The 26,608-nt window shown below is 36.1% G+C and carries 24 protein-coding genes, 1 tRNA gene and 1 other RNA gene; 12 read left to right on the forward strand and 14 right to left on the reverse strand.

The features are described from left to right. Positions 1-61: 61 nt before the first annotated feature. Positions 62-5,017 carry a LamG-like jellyroll fold domain-containing protein gene (locus RUH60_RS01835; RefSeq protein ID WP_313804546.1) on the reverse strand — a complete coding sequence of 1,652 codons (4,956 nt, stop codon included), beginning with the start codon at positions 5,015-5,017 and terminating at the stop codon, positions 62-64. A gap of 694 nt (positions 5,018-5,711) precedes the next feature. Further along, positions 5,712-5,785 (reverse strand) — tRNA-Met (locus tag RUH60_RS01840). A 163-nt stretch (positions 5,786-5,948) separates the two neighbouring features. On the opposite strand from RUH60_RS01840, the gene RUH60_RS01845 reads away from it, so the two are divergent. Further along, positions 5,949-6,341, forward strand: a complete 393-nt coding sequence (locus tag RUH60_RS01845) for an START-like domain-containing protein (protein WP_313804549.1) — start codon at positions 5,949-5,951, stop codon at positions 6,339-6,341. A 51-nt stretch (positions 6,342-6,392) separates the two neighbouring features. Continuing rightward, positions 6,393-7,232, forward strand: coding sequence for an aminotransferase class IV (locus RUH60_RS01850; protein WP_313804552.1), 840 nt, complete (start codon positions 6,393-6,395; stop codon positions 7,230-7,232). Here the strand turns inward: RUH60_RS01850 and RUH60_RS01855 are convergent. From RUH60_RS01855 to RUH60_RS01875, 5 genes are all read right to left on the reverse strand, one after another. Beyond that, positions 7,224-7,784, reverse strand: a complete 561-nt coding sequence (locus RUH60_RS01855; RefSeq protein ID WP_313804555.1) for a YqgE/AlgH family protein — start codon at positions 7,782-7,784, stop codon at positions 7,224-7,226. The two genes, RUH60_RS01850 and RUH60_RS01855, sit on opposite strands and share 9 nt — an antisense overlap. 159 nt (positions 7,785-7,943) lie before the next feature. Beyond that, positions 7,944-8,222: an HU family DNA-binding protein gene (locus RUH60_RS01860; RefSeq protein WP_026979330.1), complete on the reverse strand. Its 279-nt coding sequence runs from the start codon at positions 8,220-8,222 to the stop codon at positions 7,944-7,946. Positions 8,223-8,407: 185 nt separating this feature from the next. Continuing rightward, positions 8,408-9,355: a methionyl-tRNA formyltransferase gene (gene fmt, locus RUH60_RS01865; protein ID WP_313804563.1), complete on the reverse strand. Its 948-nt coding sequence runs from the start codon at positions 9,353-9,355 to the stop codon at positions 8,408-8,410. Beyond that, positions 9,355-11,247, reverse strand: coding sequence for an ATP-dependent DNA helicase RecQ (locus tag RUH60_RS01870; RefSeq protein WP_313804686.1), 1,893 nt, complete (start codon positions 11,245-11,247; stop codon positions 9,355-9,357). Before RUH60_RS01870 ends, fmt begins: the two co-directional genes overlap by 1 nt. 27 nt (positions 11,248-11,274) lie before the next feature. Next, on the reverse strand, positions 11,275-11,814 hold the full coding sequence (locus tag RUH60_RS01875; RefSeq protein ID WP_313804566.1) for an AAA family ATPase: 540 nt from the start codon (positions 11,812-11,814) through the stop codon (positions 11,275-11,277). A gap of 149 nt (positions 11,815-11,963) precedes the next feature. Between RUH60_RS01875 and RUH60_RS01880 the strand changes: the two genes are divergently transcribed. The 6 genes from RUH60_RS01880 to RUH60_RS01905 are packed head-to-tail and all read left to right on the forward strand — an operon-like array spanning position 11,964 to position 16,003. Beyond that, positions 11,964-12,248 (forward strand): DUF493 family protein, encoded by a 285-nt coding sequence (locus RUH60_RS01880; protein ID WP_313804569.1) that lies wholly within the window; start codon positions 11,964-11,966, stop codon positions 12,246-12,248. 8 nt (positions 12,249-12,256) lie between these two features. Then, complete coding sequence (locus tag RUH60_RS01885; RefSeq protein WP_313804572.1) at positions 12,257-12,979, forward strand: DUF4290 domain-containing protein; 723 nt, start codon at positions 12,257-12,259, stop codon at positions 12,977-12,979. A gap of 9 nt (positions 12,980-12,988) precedes the next feature. Continuing rightward, positions 12,989-14,299: a UDP-N-acetylglucosamine 1-carboxyvinyltransferase gene (murA, locus tag RUH60_RS01890; RefSeq protein WP_313804575.1), complete on the forward strand. Its 1,311-nt coding sequence runs from the start codon at positions 12,989-12,991 to the stop codon at positions 14,297-14,299. Positions 14,300-14,301: 2 nt separating this feature from the next. Further along, positions 14,302-14,742, forward strand: coding sequence for a hypothetical protein (locus RUH60_RS01895; RefSeq protein WP_313804578.1), 441 nt, complete (start codon positions 14,302-14,304; stop codon positions 14,740-14,742). A 46-nt stretch (positions 14,743-14,788) separates the two neighbouring features. Continuing rightward, on the forward strand, positions 14,789-15,553 hold the full coding sequence (locus RUH60_RS01900) for a TSUP family transporter (protein ID WP_313804581.1): 765 nt from the start codon (positions 14,789-14,791) through the stop codon (positions 15,551-15,553). Between the two features lie 6 nt (positions 15,554-15,559). After that, entirely contained in the window at positions 15,560-16,003 is a 444-nt protein-coding gene (locus tag RUH60_RS01905) for a hypothetical protein (protein ID WP_313804584.1), read from the forward strand. 50 nt (positions 16,004-16,053) lie between these two features. Here the strand turns inward: RUH60_RS01905 and RUH60_RS01910 are convergent, their stop codons facing one another. Together RUH60_RS01910 and aroQ are read right to left on the reverse strand one after the other, a co-directional pair. Then, positions 16,054-18,537 (reverse strand): DUF5686 and carboxypeptidase regulatory-like domain-containing protein, encoded by a 2,484-nt coding sequence (locus tag RUH60_RS01910; protein WP_313804587.1) that lies wholly within the window; start codon positions 18,535-18,537, stop codon positions 16,054-16,056. A 54-nt stretch (positions 18,538-18,591) separates the two neighbouring features. Continuing rightward, positions 18,592-19,005 carry a type II 3-dehydroquinate dehydratase gene (aroQ, locus tag RUH60_RS01915; RefSeq protein ID WP_313804590.1) on the reverse strand — a complete coding sequence of 138 codons (414 nt, stop codon included), beginning with the start codon at positions 19,003-19,005 and terminating at the stop codon, positions 18,592-18,594. A 336-nt stretch (positions 19,006-19,341) separates the two neighbouring features. Here aroQ and RUH60_RS01920 point away from each other — a divergent pair, with 336 nt between their 5' ends. Then, a complete protein-coding gene (locus tag RUH60_RS01920) occupies positions 19,342-19,956 on the forward strand; it encodes an outer membrane beta-barrel protein (protein WP_313804593.1) in 615 nt (204 codons plus the stop codon). 147 nt (positions 19,957-20,103) lie between these two features. Further along, positions 20,104-20,661: a porin family protein gene (locus RUH60_RS01925; protein WP_313804596.1), complete on the forward strand. Its 558-nt coding sequence runs from the start codon at positions 20,104-20,106 to the stop codon at positions 20,659-20,661. 46 nt (positions 20,662-20,707) lie between these two features. On the opposite strand, the gene RUH60_RS01930 is transcribed toward RUH60_RS01925, so the two are convergent. Then, positions 20,708-21,304, reverse strand: a complete 597-nt coding sequence (locus RUH60_RS01930; RefSeq protein WP_313804599.1) for a porin family protein — start codon at positions 21,302-21,304, stop codon at positions 20,708-20,710. Positions 21,305-21,395: 91 nt separating this feature from the next. Here RUH60_RS01930 and xerD point away from each other — a divergent pair, with 91 nt between their 5' ends. Further along, on the forward strand, positions 21,396-22,298 hold the full coding sequence (gene xerD, locus RUH60_RS01935; RefSeq protein WP_313804602.1) for a site-specific tyrosine recombinase XerD: 903 nt from the start codon (positions 21,396-21,398) through the stop codon (positions 22,296-22,298). A 56-nt stretch (positions 22,299-22,354) separates the two neighbouring features. On the opposite strand, the gene rny is transcribed toward xerD, so the two are convergent. The 4 genes from rny to RUH60_RS01955 form a co-directional block, all read right to left on the reverse strand. Then, positions 22,355-23,917 carry a ribonuclease Y gene (gene rny, locus RUH60_RS01940; RefSeq protein ID WP_313804605.1) on the reverse strand — a complete coding sequence of 521 codons (1,563 nt, stop codon included), beginning with the start codon at positions 23,915-23,917 and terminating at the stop codon, positions 22,355-22,357. 49 nt (positions 23,918-23,966) lie between these two features. After that, a non-coding RNA gene (gene ssrS / locus RUH60_RS01945) (6S RNA) lies at positions 23,967-24,072 on the reverse strand. Between the two features lie 53 nt (positions 24,073-24,125). Then, a complete protein-coding gene (locus RUH60_RS01950; protein WP_313804608.1) occupies positions 24,126-24,419 on the reverse strand; it encodes a cell division protein ZapA in 294 nt (97 codons plus the stop codon). Between the two features lie 3 nt (positions 24,420-24,422). After that, the gene (locus tag RUH60_RS01955) at positions 24,423-24,713 is read right to left on the reverse strand and encodes a hypothetical protein (protein ID WP_313804611.1); all 291 of its coding nucleotides are present in this window, start codon (positions 24,711-24,713) and stop codon (positions 24,423-24,425) included. A gap of 191 nt (positions 24,714-24,904) precedes the next feature. Between RUH60_RS01955 and RUH60_RS01960 the strand changes: the two genes are divergently transcribed. Further along, on the forward strand, positions 24,905-26,602 hold the full coding sequence (locus RUH60_RS01960; RefSeq protein WP_313804614.1) for a M23 family metallopeptidase: 1,698 nt from the start codon (positions 24,905-24,907) through the stop codon (positions 26,600-26,602). The last annotated feature ends 6 nt before the right edge of the window (positions 26,603-26,608 follow it).

Genomic DNA, 26,608 nt, shown 5'->3' on the forward strand with positions numbered 1-26,608 from the left:
GCAAAGGTATTTTTTCATTCGGTATAAAACTAAAAAAGCCCTTTTAAAAGGGCTTTTTGAATTATTGAATCAATATTTTGTTGCTCTGTATTTTGGAATCTGATGTTTTGATCTGCACAATATAAACTCCGGAAGCAAGATTTCCTTTTTCGATTATTACGTTATTATCAGAGTAGTTAGTGATTGTTTTTACTTTTTGACCCTGAACAGTAAATAAGGTTACTTCAATAATTTTAGTGGCGTTGTCAAGATTTGAAACAGTCACGGTTTGATTTTCACTGTTGTAAAAAGCATTTGTAGTTTCTTCTACTTTAGCATCTGTATCATTGGCTTGAGCATAATGATTTGTGAAACGAAGCGAAAAGCGATTAGTAGTTTCTCCAGCAGTGATTTTTGCTTTATATTTTCCGTTTCTGATGTTATGGTAACGGTTATTCAGATTATCATAAATGAAAATTTGCTGAGTACCATCGAAGTTTTCCAATCCGTCAATTAGGAATTCTACTTTACCGGTTACATTTGCTTTTACAGTTATCGGATAAATTGCCATAACGTTAAAATGTCCTACTCCTTGAATCTGAAGTTTTTTATCTGCTAATTGAAAATAAGCATCATTGTTCTGAACATCAAGAATTTCACCATCGTATCCTAAGTTATAGCTGTCGTCTGCATATTCATTCATAAAACCAATTAACAATTGACGGTGTAAGCCAGAAGCTGTATTGTAACCCAAACGAATTTTTTTGAACAAATCGCTTTCGCTTGTATCGTCATTATTGCTTTCGTTTGCTGAATTGTTTGCATTCGAATTGCTTCTGAACATAACATTAGAATCAACGTTGTTTTCTTTGATGAATCTTCTTTGACTGTTTTGGTAAGTTACCTGTCCGCCTGTTGCATTTCCTTTGATGAAAAATCCTTGTCCTACCGGAATGTATCTGCCAGGAATTCTTGAACTGGATCCTAATCCGCTAACTTCTGCTGGAGAAACAGGGATTGTTCCGCCTACTAAATTTCTTGCTGCATATCCACCTTGATACTCAGCTAAATTGTGTGAGGAGTTTGATGGATAGTGCTCCCAGAAATATAATGTTCCTGTTGTTCCAGTTAAATTGTCTGTGATAAAAGAATTTGCGTCAATTGCTGACGGATATGGATTTCCAATTAAGTTTTGGTTGTTAGGTCCAACCTGAATTCCGGCATGGTTAATCAGACCGTTATTTGGTTTTCCAGCAAAAACATAATTTTGAGTATTAACAGCCGGTGGTGTTGCGATGCCACTACCTTTCATTGTGTAAGCCTGAGCGGTTTGCAATGTAGAATTCTCGTTGATTTGTTGCCAATTTGCATATGAATCACTTAGATTGGTGAATTTATACAACCAGAATCTAGCTAATCTCATTGGGTTTGCAGCTCCATCGTAGCCTCCAATCCAAGTGATTGGTTGTGGAGAAGCAGGATTTGTTCCATCTCTTAAAACATTAGCAATTGTAAACCCTGTGTTGTTATTTGTAATACTGGCAACTGTACTTACTGGTGATGACCAATAGTTGTAGTTGTATAGATTTCCAGTTCCTTGCTGATCTCTTTCTAAAGTACCGGTACTGGTTACATCTAAATCACTGTCAGTAGTTTGTAATAATTGAGAACGACCTACCAAATCAATTTTACCGTCTAATTTTAAGTACCAATCATTGTGTAGTTTAGTGTCGTTGTTCATTGTAATAGTCACTCCTGGGTCTACTAGCATACCTAAATCAATATTGTTGGCATTAGCTGTAATATTGTGTCTTACATGGATGATTGACCAATCGTAATCATCAACATCTAAACCTCTAATTTGTTTAGAAACAGAATTAGATGCTGTCGCAAAATTTCCGATTTGTTCTGTAAGGAAAGGCATAGGCGCTTCCTGAACTTTGATGGTTTTTACATTGTAAATTCTTGCGCCTGGAGTTACATCAATAGCTGCAGTAGAATGATTGTCAATAACATCGTCTTTGTAATTGTCCAGTCTGTAGTAACGGATTAAATTCGCCCAAGGTAATGAAGGTACATCTTTAGGGATGATTTCACCACGAACCTGACCGCCAAAGTTTCGGATTTCCTGATACACCATTTTTTGTAATTGAGCATCAGTTAAAGCGATATTAAACAAACGTGCTTCGTCAATTCTTCCTTTAAAATAACGATCATTTGTAACTGAGTTTTTCCCTATGGTTAACAAGGTAGTTGTAGCAGATAAACTTCCTGAAACAGCAACAGAATTTACTAAAGCACCATTAATGTACTGTTTTATTAAGCCATTAGCACTGTCATATATTGCTGCTAAATGAATCCATTGTGAAGTGTTTAACGGAGTGTTGTATTTAGTTACTGTTCCATTATGAACGACCATGAAACGTTTCTGTGCGTCAACACCAACTCTAAGATTATGTTGCCCGAAAACCATTCCTTCAGCATTAAAAGTACTGTTAAGGTTTACCCATGCCATGATTGATGCGTTTGGCCAAGTTCCGATTACACTGATGTCTGCTGCATAATCGTTTCTTCCGTCAAATTCAATGTACAATTTACGTTCTAAATTTCTTGGTGAACCAAATCGTGTTATATTGGTATCAAAAGCATCTAAAATTCCATCGTGGTCTGCATCGGCATTTCCATCAATAATACCATTGTTGTTTGTGTCTAAAGAAGCATAAAGACCTAAAGAAATGTCGTAATTAGTGCCGTTAGACATTACATCTAAATAATTTGGAATGTTGTCTCCGTCAGAGTCTAAAACATAGTTTAAAAATGGTGCAACGTTTGTTCCCTGATCAAGGTTTCCATAGCTGTTAATTCCATAATCGTAAATGTCTAAGATACCATCACCGAAACCTTCTGTGGTACCGTCTCCGTTGGTGTCTTTATTTCTGAAAGTTTCTGATTCCGGACCATCGCCTACACCATCACCTGTTATGTCGCCATCACCATTTTCATAACCTGCCGGAGCATGAATATTGCCTGCCCATGATTCGTCAACGTCGAAAAGGGTGTCATTGTCACTATCCAAATCCATATAGTTAGGGGCTCCATCACCATCAGAATCTACAGGAATTAGTGCTTCAGCGCTATCATGAAGCCCGTTAGCATTCCCATCAGCCCAAGCTACATCCATACGGCCTTTACCGTTGCTTAAATTTCCAAGACCTACTTCAATAATATCTTCGATACCGTCGTTGTCTGCGTCTAAGTCAAATACATCTGCAACACCATCACTGTCTAGGTCACAAAGAGTTTGTGAAATTACTATATCGTCAAGTGCTAAGTCATTCCCGGTTCCACCAGTTTCGTTGTTGATGAAAATTACTTTAAAAGCTGTTACATTAAGGTTTAAATTAGCTGTAAAATTGTACCAATCCCCGTTTGGATTTCCAGCGTTAGTTGGAGTGATATCTCCTGTGTTTATTGCAGTTAATAAATTATCACTCATATCACGAAACTCCACTCGAACATCCGGTCTTAATCGGGTTGCTATTCCAGGAGCATTACTTCTGTCTAAGTTGATTACCCAAAAACTGTAAGTAATTGGGATGTTTGGTAAAGCACCTGATATAGTTGCAGTATAGAAAATTCCTGGGTCATAAGACGCATTGAATAAAGCCATTCTTCCGTTGTTGTCGCCAGTGGTATGATCTGGTCCTGTATACCAATATGAAGCTGCCCAAGAAGCGATTTGTGCCGAAGATCCTACAGTGTATTTTCCATCATTAAGATCAGTTGTGCTTAAATTAGGGCATTCAGGAGTGTCAACACCTCCGGACCCGTCTTCATAACAATATGTTGTGATTGCATTGTAAGTAGTGTTGATTGTTGTTCTTCCTCCAGTACCAAAAGTTTCGTTTAAGAACTTGTAATTAACTTTCGGACCATTTGCAGCACTACAGTTGTTTTCTTCAACATCATCTTTAATCCCGTCGTTGTCATCATCGATATCAACATTGTCTAGAATTCCATCTCCATCACTATCATAGAAGGTTTGAATTCCTTCACCTCTGATTTGAAAAATATATGGATTTTCGTCACTATCATTACTCGCTATGGAAACCGTGGCTGTTTTTATACCGATTGAACTTGGAATAAAGCGTATATCAAAAGTTGTTGTGTTTAAAGAAGCAATTGGTGTAGTAGGGTTGGTAATTACTACAAAATCTGCACTACCGCTGATGTTAACCAGGGGGGCTCCTGTTAAGTTGATTACATTCGAACCAATGTTTCTGATAGTGAATGTTCTGATAACAGGATCGGTTATGATTTGTGTTGTTCCAAAATCAGTGCCATTAGTAGTGGTTGCTAATGAATTGTGCGGTACCGGGTTATTGTTGGCGCCTGTTATTGTAATGTGATTTCCAAGTGGAGCTCCATAAAGACTAATGTTGTCAATAAAGTAATTATCACTAGTGTTGCTTTGGTTGTCAAGTTCATCAAAACGAACTCTTACACGAACCTGAGTATTGCCGTTAGGAATATTAAAAGAATAGGGAGAGCCAACTGTGTTTCCAGGCGAAGCAGGGTGTGTATATGCTAAATTGTCTGGCGCGGTATTGTTTTTCCCGTCAATTAATTTTATTGATGTAGGGTAACTTACACCATTATTATATGAGATGTCCAGATACAAATCATCGCTGTCATCGGGAGTTCCGTTAGATGAAATGGACAAGTTTAAGACCACATTTGTATAACCGCTTATATTAACGTTGTTAAATGTGGTATAAGGATCATTGTTGGATGCGCCAGATCCTGAATTGTTCGACCCTCCAAAACGTAATGAATTTGGAGTAGAAACAGATACGGAGTTGTTTGTAACAATCGATCCGGTGTTAAGAGTGTTGGTGTATCCCCATACGTCCTCTGGTTTTGAATCAAAACCCTGATAGGTGATTAATGTTTGGGAATTTGCCTGAAAGCAACTTAGTAGGTTTAAAAATAAGATTACGATAAAGTTGCGAATTACTAGAGTAGTTTTTCTTTCCATAATTCTGAGGTATTTGAGTTAGAGCTATGGTAAATGTAATTAATAAAATTTTAACAAAAACTATGCGTGAATAATAAATCGTTAAAATAACATAAATAATAGATTATGTGTTATAAATAGATGTTTTGTTTAAAAAATGCGTAATAACTCTTTTTGTTAAAAAATTAAATAAATTGATAATTTATTGAATATTATTTAACAAAAAGATGATGTTTTATAAGGTGTTATTTACAGGTTTTAAAAAGAGGTTTTGAAGCGAAAATGAAACAGTAAGAAAAGAGTTGTTATAATTAAAAATACAACTCATTAAATCGTTATAAAAATGTCTTTTTTTTGATGTAAAACGATGAATTTTAAAATAAGGGCTTGATAAAATCGACAAATTATTGTCTTATTTTGATTACACTCAATTCGATAAAAAATCTTTTTTAATAATTATTTAACAAGTCATTTGTTTTTATTCCAATTTAAATAGTGATGCGTTTTGTATTTAACTTTTGGAAATTAAATCAAGGCTACATCTGTAAATTAAAATTGTTGTAAATAATTGCTGTAAATAAAAGTCTATTGGTGTGAGGGCATTTTAGTGCAATAATTGCAGTTAATGAATTTTAATGAATTGTGTGATTTGAAATGTTGAGATATCTAAAAATAAAAAACCCTAACTATTTGATTAGTTAGGGTTTACTTTTTGTAGCGAAGACGGGAGTTGAACCCGTGACCTCAGGGTTATGAATCCTGCGCTCTAACCAACTGAGCTACCTCGCCATTTTTGTTGGTCTCACATCCTTGCTGAATGCGGGTGCAAATATAAAACTTAATTTATAGCTTCCAAACATATTTTCTGAAAAATTATTTTTTTTCATTTTTTGGTCATTTTCTTTTTTTATTACGGTAATTACTATATATTTCGAAAAATTTAATTAAAAATATGGAAGGTAAAGTTAGATACGAGTTAGAATTCCCCATCATGTCGTCGCCTCAACTACTATATCAATATATATCTACACCTTCGGGATTGCAAGAATGGTTTGCTGATAATGTAAATTCTCGTGGAGAGTTTTTTACATTTGTTTGGAATGATTCTGAAGAAAGAGCACGTCTGGCTTCAAAAAAATCTGGAGAGAAAGTAAAATTTCGCTGGGTTGATGAAGAAAATAAAGATGCCGAATATTATTTTGAATTACGAATATTAGAAGACGAAATCACTAAAGACGTTTCTTTAATGGTAGTAGATTTTGCTGAAGAAAACGATTTACCGGAAGCAAAACAGCTTTGGGAGAACCAGATTTCAGACTTAAAACATGTTATCGGATCTGTTTAATTTAAATTTATAAAGGTTATATTTGCCCTGAATTTTTTCAGGGCTTTTTTTATGATTAATTATAACGGTTCGTTGGTTGAGAATTTACCGATTGCATTGCACGAAAACAGAGGTTTTTTATTTGGAGATGCTGTTTTTGAAACGCTTAAGGTGTTAGACGGTAAAGTTTTATTTTTGGAAGATCATTATTTCAGATTAATGGCTTCGATGCGAATCGTACGAATGGAAATCCCGATGAACTTCACCATGGAATTCATTGAAGAGCAGATTCTGAAAATTACTTCAACTGTACAAAATACATCTTCGATTAGAGTTCGTTTTACGGTTTTTCGCCAATCAGGAGGATTTTATCTACCTAAAACCAATCACATTGATTTTGTAGTAACCGCGTCTGAACTTGAAAATGCTTTGTATCATATCTCTGAAGAAGCCTATGAGGTTGAGCTTTTTAAAGATTTTTACGTAACCAAACAATTGTTGTCGACAATCAAAACCAACAATAAAATGGTTCAGATAACCGGAAGTGTTTTTGCGGATGAAAACGGCTATCAAAATTGTTTGTTACTAAACGATGAGAAGAATGTAGTGGAAGGATTGCAGAGCAATTTGTTCATGTTGATGGGAAATAAGTTGGTTACGCCGCCAATTTCAGATGGTTGTCTGAACGGAATCATGCGAAAACAGATTTTGGCAATTGCCCGAAAAATTGAAAATCTGGAAGTAGTGGAAGAATCCATTTCACCATTCGATTTGCAAAAAGCAGACGAGTTATTTTTGACAAATGTTATTCAGGGTATCCAACCGATAACCCAATACCGTAAAAAAAGCTACGGTATAGAATTTTCAAAAAGTCTATTGGTTAAATTAAATGTGCAACTTCGCTTAGTTTAACATCGGATTTTCTGGCGCATTTGACCAGATGAGGTAATCACCACCTTGTTCCATAATTTTTTCTTTCCAGAAATGAGTTGCTGACTTTCCGATAATTTTATTGGAATAACTGTTTTTGGTAACAATCCATGAGTTTTCTTCCAGTTCGTCTTCTAATTGATGCGAATCCCATCCAGTGTACCCCAAGAAGAAACGAATATTATTCTTTTTGATGAGTCCTTTGTTGATTAAGTCTTTGGTGTATTCGAAATCGCCGCCCCAATAAATACCGCTTGAGATTTCAATACTGTTCGGAATGAGCTCCGGAATGTTGTGAATGAAGTATAAATTATCCTGTTCAACCGGTCCGCCGTTGTATATTTTAAAATTGGCGTTGATTTCCGGAATTAAATCGTGTATGGTGTAACGTAAAGGTTTGTTCATGATGAAACCTACGGATCCTTCATTGTTGTGGTCGGCAAGTAAAACGACAGATCTGTTGAAAGAAATGTCTCCTATAATTGAAGGTTCTGCGATGAGCAAATTCCCTTTTTTTGGCTTTAATGAAATCATCTGTTGCAGGTTTTAGGTTAATATTTAACAGTCCTTCTCAGAAGTTTAGAATTAAATTTAACAAAAAAAATAAATCTGCCCAAAATAAATCCACGGAAAATCGTTGAAAAGTAAAAAAAAAGCCCCGATTAATCGGGGCTAATATTGTTTAGTCTAAAACTATTTTTTGTTTACAGAACCTTCTAATTCAGCTCCTGCTTTGAATTTTACTACGTTTTTAGCAGCAATTTTGATAGTTTTTCCAGTTTGAGGGTTTCTTCCTTCTCTAGCAGCTCTTTTAGATACTGACCAAGATCCGAAACCTACTAAAGATACTCTTCCACCTTTTTTCAAAGTTCCTTCTACGTTTTTCAAGAAAGATTCTAAAGCTAATTTAGCAGCTGCTTTTGTGATACCTGCGTCTGCAGCGATTGCATCGATTAATTCTGATTTGTTCATAATAAATAGTTATTAATAGATTGATTAATTAATTAATGTCCTACAAATTTATATGAATTTCCCAATTACACAAGTGTTTTTCAGTTTTTTACCAAAAAAACATTCAAATTGTTGATAACTTAGGCTCTTTGTTAACAAACTGACTTGCTTTTTTCGAATTTTTGTGAGCCTACTATTGGCAAGGCTTACAGCGCAATAGCCTTTTCACTCAGTACAATTCCGTTTAAAAGCTCTTGTGTGGTCATTCTTTTTTTGCCCGGAAACTGTAAACTCAGAATTTTAATGAAACCATCTGTTACGGCAATTTTCATTTCTTTTTTAGAGGAAAGAATCAATCCTACAGTATGATTATGCTTTTCTTCTTCAAAAAGAGTTTCATAAATTTTAATATTCCATTCCTGTTCGTTGTCTTTAAAGAAACACCAAGCGGCAGGATACGGACTCAAACCACGTACTAAATTGTGAATTTCAACTCCAGATTTCGTCCAATCGATTTTGCAATTCTCCCGATTTAATTTGTAAGCCGTTTTAATTTCTGGGTTTTCCGATTGTATGGTTGTTTGCACATTTCCATTTTTAATCCGTTCTAATGTTTTTACAACGGTGGTGCTTCCTAAATTCATTAAGCGGTCATGAAGTTCCCCGGCAGTTTCATTTTTTCCGATAGTAATTTCATCACTTAAAATCATCGCTCCGGTATCGATTTTATCATCGATGAAGAAAGTAGTCACGCCGGTTTTGGTTTCTCCGTTGATAATCGCCCAGTTAATTGGTGCCGCACCACGATATTCCGGAAGCAAAGAAGCGTGTAAATTAAAGGTTCCGAATTTTGGCATGCGCCAAACCACTTCAGGAAGCATACGGAAAGCCACAACTACTTGTAAATTAGCATTAAGACTTTTTAATTCTTCAAGAAAGCTTTCGTCTTTTAAATTGGTAGGTTGTAGTAAGCGTAAATTTTTCTCCAGCGCATATTCTTTTACCGCCGAATATTTGATTTTCTGGCCACGACCCGCAGGTTTGTCCGCAGCGGTAATCACGCCAACGATTTCGTAATTGTTTTTATATATAGTGTCAAGAATTCCCACGGCGAACTCCGGAGTTCCCATGAAAACGATGCGTAACTTTTCCATTATAGTATTGAATATTGATTCTGATTGTTGATGGTAATCTTGTTATTTTCCAACAGCATTCGCAATGCAAAGATAGTTTCCTCCGAAGTTAAATCCAGCATATTTTCAATTTCTCTTGAAGTTAAAGCTGATTTTTGAAGTAAACCGATGATGTTTTCAGCAATTTCAATGGGGCTTTTTGCCGTTTTCTTTTTCTGAATACAAACCGAACAGTTTCCACATTCTTTTGTGTTGTGTTCTCCGAAGTATTCCAATAATAGTTTGCTTTTACAGGAATTCTTATCCGAAATAAATGCTACTACAGCTTCAAATTGCGTGGCTTTCAGCTCGTTTTGCTGTTGTAGAAATTTGGCAATTCGGTTGATGGTTAAGTCGTCTTCCCGAACTTCGTTAAACGTTAAAGTACTGTCATTGGATTGCGTAATTAAGGTACAGGCTTCTTTTTGCTGCATTCGTTTGAGAATCGTCACAACTTCATCTTCAGAAACAGCCGCTTTTTTGGCGATTAAGTTTAGATTTAACGCTGTAGGCATGTCGTAAACGCCGGCATATGTACGCAAAATAGTAGTGAGTACATGTTCATCAGCCGGATTCAGACTCAAATACCGAAGCATTTCTCGACTGTCCAATAAAAATTGAAGCGTTACCTTTTCGGAAAATTCTTTGGAAAGCGAAATAATTCCCTGATTGTCCAGAAATTGTAACGCATTAAAGGTTTTCAAAACCGGAAATTTGTACTGTCCGCAAAACTGATTCACATTGAAAGAAAAACTTTCGTTGATGCCTTCACCATAACCAATCTGAAAGAAATTGTTCAGTTTTATGTAAACTTCTTTTAAAAACGGCTTGTCAGGCAGTACATCCAAAAACTGAGCTTTTGTGATTTGTACATCTGACGGACCAAGTAAAAGTATGGCATAAGCATTTTCGCCGTTTCTTCCAGCTCGACCAGCTTCCTGGTAATAATTTTCTAGATTTTCCGGTAACTGAACATGAATTACGGTTCGAACATTAGGTTTGTCGATTCCCATGCCAAAAGCATTGGTGGCAACAATGGTCTGAACTTCATCGTTTAACCACGACTTCATGTTCTTTTCTTTTTCACGGGTAGTCAAGCCACCGTGGTAAAAAGTGCTGCTAAAACCTAAAGTGTTTAATTGTGATGCAATTTCAAGACAAGATTTCCGATTGCGGACATAGATGATGGATGGTTCCGAATATTTTTTTAAAATCTGCTGAATTCGGTATAATTTATCTTCAGCATCCACAATTCGATAACCGATATTTTCGCGAGCAAACGATTTCTTGAAAATTTGTGGCTGCTGTAAATGAAGTTGGGTGCAAATATCGTCTTGAACTCTTTGGGTTGCCGATGCTGTCAAAGCTAAAAACGGTACTTTAGGAAAGAATTCTTTTAAGTTGACAATCTTCAAATAAGCCGGTCTAAAATCGTGGCCCCATTGCGAGACACAATGCGCTTCATCAATGGCAATAAGATTTATGGGAAGACTTTTGATGCGCTCCAAAACCCAATCCGATTGTAGTCTTTCCGGTGAAAGGTAAAGGAATTTATAATTTCCAAATTGACAATTATCCAATAAATCAATAGTTTCATCTGCTGAAATTCCTCCAGTAAGCGCAATAGCTTTGATGTCGCGTTTTTGAAGATTAGCAACCTGATCTTTCATCAAGGCAATTAGCGGAGAAATAACCAGGCAAATTCCGGGTTTCATCAATGCAGGAATCTGAAAACATATAGATTTTCCGCCACCGGTTGGCAGCAACGCAAAAGTATCATGACCTTCTAAAACCGATTGAATGATTTGGTCTTGCGGTTCGCGGAAGGAATCGTGATTCCAGTATTTCTTAAGTAGTGATAAAGCGTCCAAAATTCTAGTAAATACGCTTACGAAGATAGCTTATTTTGTAAGATTTTCTAAAATAAAATCCACACGGTTTTCCAAAGTGTCTTTCGGAACTTCAATTAAGTGATAGCCGTATTTTTCATACGTTTCAATCAAATGCTGGTGAATCAAAACAGCTTGCTCATAAGTTTCATAACGTGCATCATCACTGGTATAGATTTCTTCCCAAGGCGGAAGAATGAAGATTTGCGAATATTTATGGTCTTTGCAAGCTTGATCGAAAAACGCCGGATATGCGTCGCCAATGTAATGCATGTAAGCCAAAACGTCTGGAATTCCACGGTCAATGAATACAAAATCATCGGCTTCTTTTTCGGCACTTTGAAATTGTCTTTTTCGGCCTTCCAGTAATAATTCGCTGAATAAAAGTGGTTTTTCTAAAAACAATTGTTCAATTCCCTGTTTGCGTGCCTCGTGGATTACTTCACGAGAAACCTCAGGATAGCACACGTAACCTTTTTGGGTTAAACCGTCAATAACTGTGGTTTTTCCAGAGCCGGGTCCGCCGATAATTAAAACAATTTCTTTCGCCACTTTTTTTGAAATAAGGGGCAAATTTACATTTTTTTGAGCAACCTGTAAAACAGTTTTTTTATTTTCTGAGTTGTTTGGTTTAAAAACTGAACAATCATCATTCATAATTCATAACTCTAATGTATATTTGCTTTTATTTTTGATTTGAAATGGATAAGAAAACAGAAGAATTTTACCAAAGACTTAAAGAAGAATTGATTAATTCTACAATCTGGCCTTCTGAATATTTGTTTAAATTTATTGTGCCAACAGATTCCGATAAAATTATGGTTATTGAAAATGCCTTTAACGGAATGGGAGCAGTTATCAATACAAGCAAATCGAAAACCGGAAAATATACCAGCGTTTCCATTAATGTTCGTATGAACAGCGCGCAGTCGGTTATCGATAAATATATAGAAATGTCTGAGGTAGAAGGAATTATCTCATTATAAAACAGTTTATGCAGTTTACACCAGAAGAAGCAATTCATCATTTAGAATACAACGCAGAACGTTCGCATTTAATCATTCCGGAGTATGGTCGTCATTTGCAGAAATTGATTGATCAGGCTACTGAAATTGCCGATCGTGACGAACGTAACAAAGCAGCAAAATATATCATTTCTGTAATGGGAACTTTAAATCCGCATTTACGAGATGTGCCTGATTTTCAGCATAAATTATGGGATCAGATTTTTATCATGTCGGATTTTAAACTGGATGTTGATTCTCCGTATCCAATTCCAAGTAAAGAAATTCTGCATCAGAAACCAGACCGTTTGAATTATCCGCAAAACTTTCCAAAGTACCGTTTTTACGGCAATAACATCAAGTACATGATTGATGTGGCTAACGGATGGGAAGACAGCGATTTGAAAAATGTGCTTATTAAGGTTATCGCCAATCACATGAAAAAATCGTATCTGAGTTGGAACAAAGATACTGTGAAAGATGAAGTGATTTTTGAACATTTGTATGAATTGTCAGATGGGAAAATCAACCTGACTGCCACCGATGAAGAGCTTTCCAACACCACAGATTTAATGCGGGTGAACAAAAAGCAATCGAACAAAATGCAGTACAGCAACAACAATAATAACAAGCAGAAAAAGCACAACAACAACAACAACAACAACAACCCGAATCAAAAAAATAAAAAGCAAAACAATACTAACCGAAAATAGTACAAGCCGATGGGAACATTTAAAATTGAAGGCGGAATAAAATTAAAAGGAGATGTACAACCACAAGGAGCTAAAAATGAGGCTTTACAGGTTTTGTGCCCTGTGTTGTTGACTTCTGAAAAAGTAAGAATTACCAATATACCAGATATTATCGACGTTAATAAACTGATTACGCTTTTAGGAAACTTAGGCGTTAAAATTCAGAAAAACGGCCCTGGAGATTTCACCTTTCAAGCCGATGAAGTAAACGTCGATTACTTAAAAACTGAAGCTTTCAAGAAAGAAGGCGGAAGTTTGCGTGGTTCCATCATGATTGTTGGGCCGCTTTTGGCACGATTTGGATGTGGATACATTCCGAAGCCGGGCGGTGATAAAATTGGACGTCGTCGTTTGGACACGCACTTTGAAGGTTTCATCAATTTAGGAGCTAAATTCCGATACGAAAGAGCCGATCACTTTTATGGTGTAGAAATCGACGGAAGATTAAAAGGAGCATACATGCTTTTAGACGAAGCATCTGTAACCGGAACAGCTAATATCGTAATGGCGGCTGTTTTAGCAGAAGGAACAACGACTATTTATAACGCTGCTTGTGAACCGTATTTACAGCAATTATGTAAAATGTTGAACTCAATGGGTGCGAAAATCACCGGAGTGGGTTCTAACTTATTGCGAATTGAAGGTGTAGAAAGTCTAGGCGGTTGCGACCACAGAATTTTACCGGATATGGTTGAAATCGGTTCATGGATTGGTTTGGCAGCGATGACTAAAAGTGAAATCACCATTAAAAATGTGAGTTGGGAAAATTTAGGTGTGATTCCGAGTGTATTCCGAAAATTAGGAATTACAGTTGAAAAACGTGGTGATGACATCTACATTCCGTCACATGAAAACGGTTACGAAGTAAAAACAGATATTGATGGTTCTATTTTAACCATTGCTGATGCACCTTGGCCAGGTTTTACGCCAGATTTATTGAGCATTGTTTTGGTAGTGGCAACGCAGGCAAAAGGTGATGTTTTGATTCACCAGAAGATGTTCGAAAGCCGTTTGTTCTTTGTGGATAAATTAATCGACATGGGTGCAAAAATTATGTTGTGTGATCCGCACCGTGCTGTGGTTATGGGGCATAATTTTAATTCACAGTTAAAAGCAACCACAATGAGTTCGCCGGATATTCGTGCCGGAATTTCGTTGTTAATTGCCGCTTTAACCGCAAAAGGAACGAGTACCATTCAAAATATCGAACAGATTGACCGTGGTTACGAAAGAATTGACGAGCGTTTAAGAGCTTTAGGAGCGAATATTGTTCGTGCGTAATTATGATAAGACTGTTATTTTTTTGTTTTCTTTTGTTTGTGTCATGTAAAACTACTTATCGAAGGATAGATTTAGGCAACATTACCGAATCCGAAAAACAAAAAGTTTACAATTTTGGTAAGCGAATTCTTGAAACATGTAAGACAAGACAGTTTGTGCAATTGAGTGAACGTGAAGTTACACAAGGATTGGCTAAGCTATCACTGAGTGAAATGCAACACGCATGTGATGTTTTAGATGAAAGGAATGGAAAGTTTATTGATATGGAACTTGTTGAGGTTGTTGATGACACCTATGTAAACGGAACAAAAATTTACAGGTATAAGGCAAATTTTGAAAGAAATGATTTTGTGAATGAGGTTAGAATTTGGCTTAAAAATGACGGAAAATTTGCCGGCATAATATGGCGAGAATGGAAAGATGAATATGTACCTTATAAATAATATAATCCCAATTTGTATAGCAAATTGGGATTTTTTCTTTGAACCTATGGAACTTCATATTCTGGTTTTTCTTTGTCTTGCTGCATTTTTCGCAGGTTTTGTGGATGCTATTGTAGGCGGCGGTGGTTTAATTCAGACACCGATTGCGCTTATTTTGTTGCCGAATTATTCGGTGGCTTCGGTTATCGGTTCATTGAAAATTCCTTCTTTTAGCGGAACACTTATTGCAGCTCAGCAGTATTTGAAAAAAGTACAAATGAATTGGCAATTGTTAGTCGTTATGTCGGTTGTGGCTTTTCTTTCAGCATTTGCAGGGTCCACTTTGCTGACGCAGGTTAGTAATGATTTCATGAAACCATTGCTTTTGGTTGTATTATCGTTGCTTGCTGTTTATACGTTTGTGAAGAAGAACTTTGGACAGCATCAGGAAAAGATACTTTCATTCCGTTACCAATTAATTTATGCAGTCATTATTAGTATGACAGTTGGTTTTTACGATGGTTTTATTGGTCCGGGAACCGGAAGTTTTTTTGTGGTGGCTTTTGTGTCCATTTTAGGATTCGATTTTCTTCACGCTTCCGCCAATGCTAAAATGGTTAATCTGGCTACGAATTTCGGTTCAATCTGTCTTTTTGTGTTGAAAGGGAAAATTATTTGGGCAATTGCTTTACCAATGGCTGTCTGTAATGCTTTGGGCGGTTTTTTTGGAGCAAAATTGGCAATCCGTAAAGGAAATTCGTTTATCAGAATCTTCTTTTTAGTTGTAGTTGTCGGAACCTTAATCCGTTTTGCTTATGATGTTTTTAAATAGAGGATGATGAGATATATCGTAGTTTTTCTGATTTTAGTTTTTTTTTCAAGTTGTGAAACTGAAGAATCGGCATGGAAATTTTATCAGGCATCAGCCAAAGAAAATTCAGCATTGTTACAAGTACAATCTAAAGCCGGACAATTTTACGGACATTGTAAAATTCAATATGCTGAAGGTGTAGTTGATTCCGGTGAAGTCAGAGGAATTGTTGCTGGTGATACACTACGAGGAATTTTCAACTATGTTTCCTACGGAGGAACACGCGCGGTCAAACCTTTTTTGCTTTTGAAAAGCGGAGACACTTTAAAACAAGCAAGTGGTACAACCTATACGTATTTGGAAATTCCGTATTACTTTCCCAAAAGTATTCAGTTTAAAAAAAGTAATTTTCAATTTCTTCCGATAGCTTCAGAAAAATATAAGGAGTTGGAAGGCAAGATGAAAAAATAAAAAAAGCGTTGAAGTAATATCAACGCTTTTCCTTTATATAATGTCTGTGATTAGTCGATTATGTTTAAAAACTTCAATCCGAAAACGATACCATCTGTCTGGAAGCCACTCTGATACGAACGAACATAATCCACACGCAACATTCGGAACTTACCGAAACCAACGTTATCAAATCCAACCGTGAATTCCTGATACGGTTTGAAATCCGGAACATTCAACTGATGAAATCCAACAACCAAATTCCACTGTAATTTATTCAATAACGGAATTTTATTCATCAAATACCCTTTTTCGTTATGCTCGATATGTGTTTCTAAAAAAGCATCATTTGTACTATGTGTGTAATATGGTAACATGTTGAATACATTCAGATAGCGGTCTGAAGTTCCAACATGCGTTTGGTTTCCGTTAAAATGTTTGAAATCGACGAAGGAAATATTATCGGCATTGAAAAACTTCCCAGCTTTCATGCGGATAGCGAAATCACCTTTGTTGCCCAGAGTTTTATCGTAATCCACTAAACCTTGAACGTAGTCGAAATTGTATCGGCTTTCGTTTCCGGCAAATCCTTTTTCGTAATTAAGAGTAAGTGTCGGATAATCGCTGTTCGGAATATTAATTTTTCCGTCAGGGCGTGTGATATACTTGTTTCCGAAACGAATTCTTGCTCCAATTCCGGCTTTTACTAAATTGTGCTTTTCAATCGCTGCAAAACTTTTGTCTAATGGTGCTAACGGATTGTTGGATGTGTATTCTTTATCGTTTTTGATTAAAACATAATCCGTATTGTTGAAAAGCGGTTTTCTCGCGGAATATTCCAAAGTTCCGCTTAAGGTAACGCCGTTTAAGACGTTTTCACTGTAACCCAATCGGATAAATTCTTTATTATAGTATTTCGCGTAATTGTCTTTAAAGAAAAGCGTACTCACAGAATTCACAATATTCGAAATCGGATTGGAACCGTTAAATTGGTTGATGCTGCTTCCGCCGGACACAAAAACGCTTCTGTAATTGGTATTGTTGAAACGATGCGAAATACTTCCGTTTACGCGCAATCGGTCTTCGGCAAAGCCATAATTGAAAACGGAATTCATATAAGTATAGCTTCCTTTTTCATCATTGCGTTTGTAGAAAGAGAATCCGGAGTCTAAATTCCATCCTTGAACGGTATTAAAACCTAAAGACGCGAAGTTTAAAAGTCCTTTATAGTTAAATGACCAATTGTGATAAGAATCGCGGTAGGTGTATCCGGTAATTAGCTTCAGTAATTTGAATTTGTTGCGCTTGGCATCTAAAGAGTCCAAATAAACTTCCGATTTTCTGATAGTTTGAATGCTGTCTTTTTTATGATAATCGCCAATTTCCTCATCGGTTAACGGAACAGGACGGTTGATATTCCAATAGGTGCTGTCTTTTTTATTGGCATCGGTTACAATTTTAGCAATTTCGTTGGTGAAGGTTTTCTTTTCAAATTTATCCCTGAAAACATAATTGCTGAATACGTGTGTAAAACGACCAGTGAAACCCATTCCGAAGATAGAAGCTTTGAAATCAATGGTCTGTTGGTTTTTCGTCCAGATTTTTGTGGTTGGGTTGTAGTGATAACTTTGTGTGAAATCAATGTTTTCGAGAATTGGTTGTTGCATTCGGTAGCCTTTACTGCCTAATTCGATAGCGTAAATTGCCCAAGTGTCTTCTATAATATAGATGTAACCTTCAAAAACAGGTTCCTTGTCACGTCTCGGAATAACTTTAATTTTATTGACTAACTGATTGTGTTCGTTGGTAAAAAAGCTTTCCAGTTTGTACTTATAATAGTTTAAAGCGTTGTCGGCAATTGGAGAAACCATATTGATGTCCATCTCGACATAATTCTCGTAGAAATCGTAATTCGTACCTTGAGCTGTATTAAAACTGAAGCCGTTATCGTCACCACTGACTTTTGACGCGATAATTTCTTCTTTAATTTTATCAGGTTTCTCATAAGCGATTTTTGAAACGGTTTCGGATAAATATAAAATACCGCTTCCGGTTGAATCTAATGCGCCGCCGAAATCGCCAACTTCCACACCCATAAATTTTTTAGGAATGTTTTTGGCTCTGAAAATACCTCGGGAATAGAAATCAGCTTCGTATTTATCGGTTTTTGCAGAATTGACTTTTCGGTTTTTAATAGCACTGCGGATGATTGCGTATGCTGGGTCTTCTGTTTTTGGTCCGATGACTACTTCTGCAATTGTAAAACTTTCATCTTCCAAAGTCGCATTAATTGTAAAAGGGAGATTTTGAATGTTATTACTGATTTTTTTAGTCTTATAACCCAGCGACTGAAAGATTACGGTGTAGTTTCCTTTTTCCTTCACGGAAAGCTCGTATTCGCCTTTGTCATTAGCAGAAGTTCCGTTATAAGTGTTTTCAATCATTACAGTGGCGTAGGGAATGGGAGCGCCGGTTTTGTCGGTAATGGTTCCTCTAATTTGAGAAAATGTGATAATTGAGAATAGTAGCGTTAGGGTAGATAAGAAATATTTCATGGGTTATGGTTTATACAATAATAGACGATTGGGTTTATAAAAAGGTTGTATGGATTATAAAAAAGATTGTACGGCTAGTTTGTAACTTTCAAGTCCAAAACCAAGAATGATGCCTTTTGCGTTGGGTGAGATGTAGGAAACATGACGAAAATCTTCTCTAGAAAAAGTATTGGAGATGTGAACTTCCACAACTGGGGTAGTTATTGCTTTTACAGCATCGCCAATTCCTACAGAAGTATGTGTATATGCTGCTGCGTTTAAAATGATTCCGTCGTAATTAAAACCAACTTCTTGTATTTTGGTTATGATTTCCCCTTCAATATTGCTTTGGAAGTACTCTAAAGTGATTTCCGGGAAGTTGTTTTGTAATGTTTTTAAGTACTCGTCGAAGGATGCACTTCCGTAAATTTGAGGCTCGCGTCTTCCTAAAAGATTTAAATTTGGGCCGTTTATGATGATTAGCTTCATTTTCTTTTTCTGTAAATGTATAAAATCAAGGGTTATTTATAGGTTTTAAACTGTTTTTTTCCTGTGGATTTTAATCCTTTTAGACAGGTGCTATGTGCAAAATGAATAATTATTTTAAATTTTGTAAGAAAAATAATACTCAAAAAAGACATTTTTTTAACGAAACGAGTAATTTTTTACCTTTTTTTAACAATACTTAAACTGCTGATTATTAGCAATCTATGTTTTTTCTTACGCTATTAACAGAGAAATGTTAATAGATTTTTTAAGCAAAAATTTTTTTGGATTGGTTTTTTTATAGATTTGCTGAGTAAATTTTTAAAATTTAAACTAAACATGAAAAAAATTATTTTATCTGTAGCTGCAGTATTCGCTTTCGGATTTGCTAACGCTCAAGAAGAGGCTAAAGAAGCTGGTAACGGTGGATTTGCAAAAGGAGATTTGTTTGTATCTGGTTCAGTAGGTTTCAACTCTGCTAAAATGGATGAGGCAAAAGGAAGTAATTTCTATTTCAAACCAGAAGCAGGATACTTTTTAACTGAGAACATCGCTTTAGGACTTGGATTAGAAGTTGGTACTGCTAAAAATGAAGGTATTGATACTTATTCTGATTCTTACAAAACTAACAATTTTGGTGCTGAGGTTTTTGGTCGTTACTATTTCACTCCAGCTAGCCAATTCTCAATGTTCGCTCAATTAGGAGTTGGATTTGGAACTGCAAAAACTGAAGCATTTGAAGGTGCTGAAGAAGCTAAAGTTAACTCTTTTGGTGTTAATGCTGGTTTAGGATTAAACTATTTCGTAGCTAACAACTGGGCTTTACAAGCTAATTGGGCTGGTTTAGGGTACAACTCTTCAAAACCAGATGCTGATGGAGCTGAAGCTACTAATACATTCGGTTTGAATGTTGACATGTCAGCTATCAACTTTGGTGTTCTTTACAAATTCTAATTAGAATTAAAGATTATATCATATTAAAGCCCCGCATTGCGGGGCTTTTTTTTGTTAATTAAATTGTTGATATCTACGTTTTTGATTAACTTTTTCAAGTGATTATATCGAATAACTTTAATGTAACTAATTTAAAATGAATTTTTTATGAAAAAACAGATGTTAATTTTAGTTGCAAGTTTGGGCTTTGGTGTAATGTCTTTTGCTCAAGATGGTAAATCGGGTGGCTCAGGAATGGCTGACGATGTGAGATTTGGTCCTAAAGCAGGAGTTACGTTTACAAATTTCACTGGCGATGGTGATTTTGACGGGAAAACTGGTTTTTTTGTTGGAGGTTTTGCTGATATATCTATTAGTGAAAAGTTTCACGTGCAACCAGAGGTTTTATATTCTTCAGAAGGGGCTGACGATGCTAGTATCGATTATATCCGTATTCCAATTATGGCTAAGTACTACGTAGCGGAAGGATTTAATTTGATGGCAGGTCCAAATGTTGGGTTTAAAGTAGCTACTGAAAATGATTTTGTTGATGAAGCTACAAAATCTACTGACTTTGGTTTAGGGCTTGGAGCGGCTTACGATTTGCCAATGGGTTTAATTATTGAAGCACGTTATAATCTTGGACTGGCTAATATCAACGATGATTCTGATGCTGGAGACAATAAGAATACCGGCTTTCAAATCGGATTAGGTTATAAATTCTAATAGCTCATAAAGAAAAGAAAAAGCCCTGCAATTTGCAGGGCTTTTTTTAAAACTTAAATCCGACTCCGGCTTGAATGACTTGGTTTTTAGAACCACTGTCTTTCACAACCTCATTTAAACTTTGGGTAAATCGCCCTGAGATGAAAAATCCACCGTCAAAATTCAAAGAAACACCGGCTGCTAGAGCTGTATCGAATTCGTTGACATCGTCTGTTTCAATCGAACTGTCTTCGTTTTCGTATTTCTCACTAATTTTCAATCCAAACTGCGGACCGGCTTCAATACTGAAAACTTTCCCCAAATGAATTTTAGCTAAAACCGGAACATTGATATAATCCAGTTTGTATTCGGTTTTGTAATTGGTTCCCAAAATGGTTTGATTTACTTCAAATCCCTGTCTGGAATACAAAACTTCTGGTTGAATGGAAAAAACATTTTCCACCACCGGAATTTCTCCCACAAAACCTAGATAGAAACTTGTTCTTGGGTCCGGACCTTCATCAAAATCACCTTTTGTGATTGTTGAATAATTAAGTCCACCTTTGATTCCAAATGATGAATTGCCTGAATTTTTGTCCTGGGCTGTTAGTGTAGCTGTTGTAGTTAAAATGATGCCTGCGAATAAAAATTTTAGTGTCTTCATAAATATTAGATTTTTTGTTTCATATATTTAAAACCACAAATCATGCCGATTAGTATCCGCGCATAGCAATTTTAGATTTTTTTTAACGTAGATGAAATCCTGGCAATCGTATTTAAAAGAGTACAAAAACTACCTCAAATTAGAACGTGGTTTGTCGTCTAACACCATTGAAAATTATGGTTTGGATGTGGAAAAACTGATGTTGTATTTGGAAGAAAACGCGATTGATGAATCTCCTGTTCAAATTACTGAAGAAACAGTGCAGGGTTTTATTTATGCGATTTCCGAAAAGGTGAATGCAAGATCGCAAGCACGCATCATTTCCGGTTTAAAAAGTTTTTTCAATTATCTGATTTTTGAAGATTACCGCAACACAACGCCAATGGAATTAATTGAAGTTCCTAAAACAGGTCGTAAGCTTCCGGATACTTTATCTGTTGAAGAAATTGATAAACTGATTAGTGCGGTTGATTTGTCTAAAGAAGAAGGAGAACGTAACCGAGCGATGCTTGAAACCTTATATAGCTGCGGTTTACGGGTTTCGGAATTGGTTAGTTTGAAAATTTCCGATTTGTTTTTTGAGGAAGGTTTTATTAAAATTACGGGTAAAGGAAGTAAGCAGCGATTTGTGCCGATAAGTCCGATGACTCAAAAATATATTTTGTTGTACAAAGAACAGATTCGAACGCATCTGAGTATTCAGAAAGGATTTGAAGATACGCTGTTTTTAAATCGTAGAGGAAAGCAATTAACACGAGCGATGGTTTTTACTATTATTAAAGATTTAGCGCTTAAAATCAGTTTGAATAAGACAATTAGCCCGCATACCTTCCGGCATTCCTTTGCAACCCATTTGCTGGAGAACGGTGCCGATTTACGTTCCATACAAATGATGTTAGGACATGAATCGATTACGACGACGGAAGTGTATATGCATCTGGACAGAAAACATCTGTCGGCAATATTAAATTCGTATCATCCCAGAAATAAATAAAAAAAAGCATGAAAGAAGTTAATTCAATCACGCTTTTCATTTTTATAACGATTGTATTATTTCGCAATATTAACCGCTCTGGTTTCACGGATTACCGTAATCTTAACCTGACCCGGATAAGTCATTTCCGTTTGGATTTTCTGTGAAATGTCGAACGATAACGAGTTAACCATATCGTCGTTTACTTTTTCACTTTCCACGATTACACGAAGTTCACGTCCCGCCTGAATAGCGTAAGCATTTTTAACACCGTTAAAGCCGTAAGCGATGTTTTCCAAATCTTTCAAACGTTGAATGTATGAATCCAACACCTGACGACGTGCTCCTGGTCTTGCACCTGAAATCGCATCACAAACCTGAATGATAGGAGAAATTAACGACTTCATTTCAATTTCGTCGTGGTGTGCTCCAATAGCGTTACAAACTTCTTCTTTCTCACCGTATTTTTCAGCCCACTGCATACCTAAAATAGCGTGTGGTAATTCACTTTCTGTTTCCGGAACTTTACCGATATCGTGTAATAAACCGGCTCTTTTAGCCAATTTAACGTTCAAACCTAATTCTGCAGCCATGATACCACAAAGTTTAGCTACTTCACGCGAGTGTTGTAATAAGTTTTGTCCGTAAGAAGAACGGTATTTCATACGTCCGACGATTTTAATCAATTCCGGATGTAAGCCATGAATTCCTAAGTCGATTACTGTACGTTTACCAGTTTCGATGATTTCTTCTTCAATTTGCTTTTGAGTTTTAGCAACTACTTCTTCGATACGTGCCGGGTGAATACGACCATCGGTTACCAATTTGTGTAAAGCCAAACGAGCTACTTCACGACGCACCGGATCAAAACAAGAAAGGATGATGGCTTCCGGAGTATCGTCTACGATGATTTCAACGCCAGTAGCCGCTTCTAAAGCACGAATGTTACGACCTTCACGACCGATGATTCGTCCTTTAACATCATCCGATTCAATATTGAAAACCGAAACACAGTTTTCTACTGCTTCTTCCGTTCCAACACGTTGAATGGTATTGATGATGACTTTTTTGGCCTCTTGCTGTGCTGTCATTTTAGCTTCTTCCAACGTTTCCTGAATGTAAGCCATAGCGTTGGTTTTAGCTTCAGCTTTTAAGCTTTCTACCAATTGCTCTTTAGCATCATCAGCCGATAAACCAGAAATAGTTTCTAGTTGCTCTACCTGACTTTTATGAAGTCTTTCAACTTCCTGTTGCTTTTTCTCAACATGCTCAACGCGGTTGTTGTAGTCAGTGATTTTGTGCTCGATTTCGTCGTTAAGTTTCTTGCTTTTGGCTAATTCGTTTGAAACTTGCGATTCTTTGTCTCTAGTTCTTTTTTCAGCTTCAGCGATTTTTTTGTCTTTGGCTAAAATCTCTTTTTCATGCTCCGATTTTAACTCTAAAAATTTCTCTTTTGCCTGTAAAAGTTTATCTTTTTTAATTGACTCGGCCTCAACTTTTGCGTCTTTCAAAATTGAAGCGGCTTCTTTCTTAGCATTTTTGATAAGATTGGAAACGTTTGCTTTTTCAAGGTATTTCGCAATTCCAAATCCTACTCCAATACCGGCTAAGCAGCCAATAATTATAATTACTGTATCCATAAGTGTTTAAAAATATATATAAAAAAAGCCTACATTAGGGGTATTGCATAAACTCGTAAAGACAAGTTTTGAGTTAACTCGCTGTTCAAGGACCTGCTCAAGGCAGTTTGCTTTAGAAGCGATGATTCACCCATTTTAATTTGTTAATGTTGAGTTTATCAAATAGGTACTAATGTAGGCAGTATCTTGATTTATGTAAAGAACGTTGTTATTTAGCGAGTATTGTGTTCAATTTTTCATCAATTGTGGTCAAACGCTGAAAAGCACTTTCAAAATCTTCCGATTTGTCGATTTGCTTCTGTTCCAGCTGCGAGGCGAATTGTAAAGCACACATGGCCAAAACGTCTTGTTTGTCCCGTACTGCGTAACTTTCTTCAAATTGCTTAATCATGCTATCAATTTTTTTGGAAGCAGTTCGTAATCCTTCTTCTTGTGAAAAATCCACCGTTAGAGGATATACTCGGTCTGCAATTGATATTTTGATTTTAAGCTTGCCGTTCATGGTTTAGTCCGAAAGTTGTGCTATACAATAATCAATTTCGCGAATTAATGAATTTATTTTGAGCTTTGTTTCTCGTTTATTTTCGTCACTGCCTAATAATGAATTGGCCATTCGCAACGATTCGCTTTGTTTTTTCAAAACTTCGATTTCTTCCGATTGTTTTGCAATTACAGCGGCGGATTTTTCCATTTCCATCTTTAAATCTCTGTTCGTAGCTTCTAAACTATCCAGTTTTTGGCTTAGTTTTTGAAACTTAACTTCTAGAGAATCAATGATTTCATTTAATCCTTTCATTAGCGAATACTACAATTCATGATTTCACAAAGTTAGTATTCCATTTGAAAAATAACAATTTTTTCTTTTAAATTTTAAAAATTGGTATATTGTATGCTGTAATAAATTGTGATGTAATTAGTTATAGTAGTAATCCGATGTTTTGAAATTTATAAGATTTTTTTTATAATTTCGCGTAAAATTACCATTTTATGATACGCCTTGTTTTATTTTCCTTATTATCAGCCTTTTGTTTTGGTCAAAATCAAAATTATCCTAAAGATTATTTTCAATCGCCCTTGAATATTCCGTTGTATGCTTCCGGTTCTTTTGGGGAGCTTCGCGGGAATCATTTTCATTCCGGTTTGGATTTAAAAACGAATCAGCGTGAAGGTTTGCCTGTTTTTGCTGCTGCTGATGGGTTTGTTTCCCGTATAAAAATTTCAGAAGGCGGTTACGGAAAAGCCATTTACATTACGCATCCGAATGGTTATACGTCTGTTTACGCCCATTTAAAGCGTTTTGAAGGTGCAATCGGTGATTATATACGCAGAAAACAATATGCTCAAAAAAGTTATGAAGTTGAATTGTTTCCGATGGCTGGTGAGCTGAAAGTTACTAAAGGAGAAACCATCGCGTTATCAGGAAACTCAGGAAGTTCTGGCGGACCGCATCTCCACTTTGAAATTCGGGATTCTAAAACAGAAGAAATTATCAATCCGATGTATTTCGGTTTCGATATTTTAATGCCTGACAGCAAAACTCCGATTATCAATGAGTTGGTGGTTTATGCAATCGGAGACAGTTCGGTTGTAAATAAAACCCAAAGACCAATTCCGGTTGGTTTGTCGTTGCAACATGATGGAAGTTATCTCGCAGAAAAAATATCCGCCAAAGGAAATATCGCTTTTGCTGTAAATACTTATGACCAATCCGATAAAAACTATAATTGGAACGGCATCCACAAAGCAGAAACCTTTTTAAACGGCTCTAAACTTTACGGATATGAATTTGACCGCTTCGCCTTTGATGAAACTCGCTATGTGAACAATTTTATTGATTATCACAGATATAAAACGCTTCGTCAAACGGTTCAGCGCTTGTTTTTTAAGAAGAAATATCCATTTTCGTTAATCAGCAAGAATCTGAAAGACGGACAGATTAGGGTTTTGCCCAATCAAACCTTCAATTATCGTATTGAAATCTCTGATTTTCACGGAAATAAACGAATGATTAATGTTCCGATTCAATATTCCGATGCTTTGCCGACATCAACGAATAAATTGGTGACAACGCCCTACTTTGTTAAAGCAAAGAATGATAACAGTTATACAAAAGACAACATCTCGGTTTTTATTCCTGAGAATGCTTTTTACGACGACTTTTACCTGAATTTTGAGGTGAAAGACAATGTGCTTTACCTGCACGATGAAACAGTTCCCGTGCATAAAAATATTACAGTGACTTTCGATGTGAGCAATATGACAGGACTGAATAAGGAAAAAGCGTTTATATCAAGAAAAGACGGAGCTAAAAAAGAATTTTTTACAACGTATAAAAAAGATAACCTGTTTTCTGCGAGAACTAAAGATTTAGGAGAATTTTTCATAGCGATTGATACGATTGCTCCTAAAATTTACCGACCGAATTTTACAGAAGGTGATAATTTAGATGAAAAAGATTCCATCAGCATTCATATCAGTGATGATTTTTCCGGAATTAAGGAATACAACGCCTATTTAAACGGTAAATGGATTTTAATGGATTACGATTATAAAACCAAAAGACTGGTGCATTTTTTCAGCGATGCGGTTTTTGATGATAAAAAGAACGAATTAAAAGTGGTTGTTTCTGATAAAATGGGAAATTCTACTATCTTTGAGACACATTTTTTTAAAACTAAAACTTAAGATCGT

The organism is Flavobacterium sp. (assembly GCF_032153895.1).
Taxonomy (GTDB): Bacteria; Bacteroidota; Bacteroidia; order Flavobacteriales; family Flavobacteriaceae; genus Flavobacterium.

Bases quoted from the DNA above. Each gene is read 5' to 3' on its own strand.
- RUH60_RS01920 (WP_313804593.1), top strand. From the start codon at position 19,342: ATGAAAAAAATTATTTTATCTGTAGCTGCAGTATTCGCTTTCGGATTT.
- RUH60_RS01845 (WP_313804549.1), top strand. From the start codon at position 5,949: ATGGAAGGTAAAGTTAGATACGAGTTAGAATTCCCCATCATGTCGTCG.
- RUH60_RS01925 (WP_313804596.1), top strand. From the start codon at position 20,104: ATGAAAAAACAGATGTTAATTTTAGTTGCAAGTTTGGGCTTTGGTGTA.
- rny (WP_313804605.1), bottom strand. From the start codon at position 23,917: ATGGATACAGTAATTATAATTATTGGCTGCTTAGCCGGTATTGGAGTA.
- RUH60_RS01905 (WP_313804584.1), top strand. From the start codon at position 15,560: ATGAGATATATCGTAGTTTTTCTGATTTTAGTTTTTTTTTCAAGTTGT.
- fmt (WP_313804563.1), bottom strand. From the start codon at position 9,355: ATGGAAAAGTTACGCATCGTTTTCATGGGAACTCCGGAGTTCGCCGTG.
- RUH60_RS01835 (WP_313804546.1), bottom strand. From the start codon at position 5,017: ATGGAAAGAAAAACTACTCTAGTAATTCGCAACTTTATCGTAATCTTA.
- RUH60_RS01955 (WP_313804611.1), bottom strand. From the start codon at position 24,713: ATGAAAGGATTAAATGAAATCATTGATTCTCTAGAAGTTAAGTTTCAA.
- RUH60_RS01960 (WP_313804614.1), top strand. From the start codon at position 24,905: ATGATACGCCTTGTTTTATTTTCCTTATTATCAGCCTTTTGTTTTGGT.
- RUH60_RS01930 (WP_313804599.1), bottom strand. From the start codon at position 21,304: ATGAAGACACTAAAATTTTTATTCGCAGGCATCATTTTAACTACAACA.
- RUH60_RS01880 (WP_313804569.1), top strand. From the start codon at position 11,964: ATGGATAAGAAAACAGAAGAATTTTACCAAAGACTTAAAGAAGAATTG.
- RUH60_RS01850 (WP_313804552.1), top strand. From the start codon at position 6,393: ATGATTAATTATAACGGTTCGTTGGTTGAGAATTTACCGATTGCATTG.
- RUH60_RS01910 (WP_313804587.1), bottom strand. From the start codon at position 18,537: ATGAAATATTTCTTATCTACCCTAACGCTACTATTCTCAATTATCACA.
- RUH60_RS01860 (WP_026979330.1), bottom strand. From the start codon at position 8,222: ATGAACAAATCAGAATTAATCGATGCAATCGCTGCAGACGCAGGTATC.
- RUH60_RS01900 (WP_313804581.1), top strand. From the start codon at position 14,789: ATGGAACTTCATATTCTGGTTTTTCTTTGTCTTGCTGCATTTTTCGCA.
- RUH60_RS01895 (WP_313804578.1), top strand. From the start codon at position 14,302: ATGATAAGACTGTTATTTTTTTGTTTTCTTTTGTTTGTGTCATGTAAA.
- RUH60_RS01885 (WP_313804572.1), top strand. From the start codon at position 12,257: ATGCAGTTTACACCAGAAGAAGCAATTCATCATTTAGAATACAACGCA.
- murA (WP_313804575.1), top strand. From the start codon at position 12,989: ATGGGAACATTTAAAATTGAAGGCGGAATAAAATTAAAAGGAGATGTA.
- xerD (WP_313804602.1), top strand. From the start codon at position 21,396: ATGAAATCCTGGCAATCGTATTTAAAAGAGTACAAAAACTACCTCAAA.
- aroQ (WP_313804590.1), bottom strand. From the start codon at position 19,005: ATGAAGCTAATCATCATAAACGGCCCAAATTTAAATCTTTTAGGAAGA.
- RUH60_RS01855 (WP_313804555.1), bottom strand. From the start codon at position 7,784: ATGATTTCATTAAAGCCAAAAAAAGGGAATTTGCTCATCGCAGAACCT.
- RUH60_RS01950 (WP_313804608.1), bottom strand. From the start codon at position 24,419: ATGAACGGCAAGCTTAAAATCAAAATATCAATTGCAGACCGAGTATAT.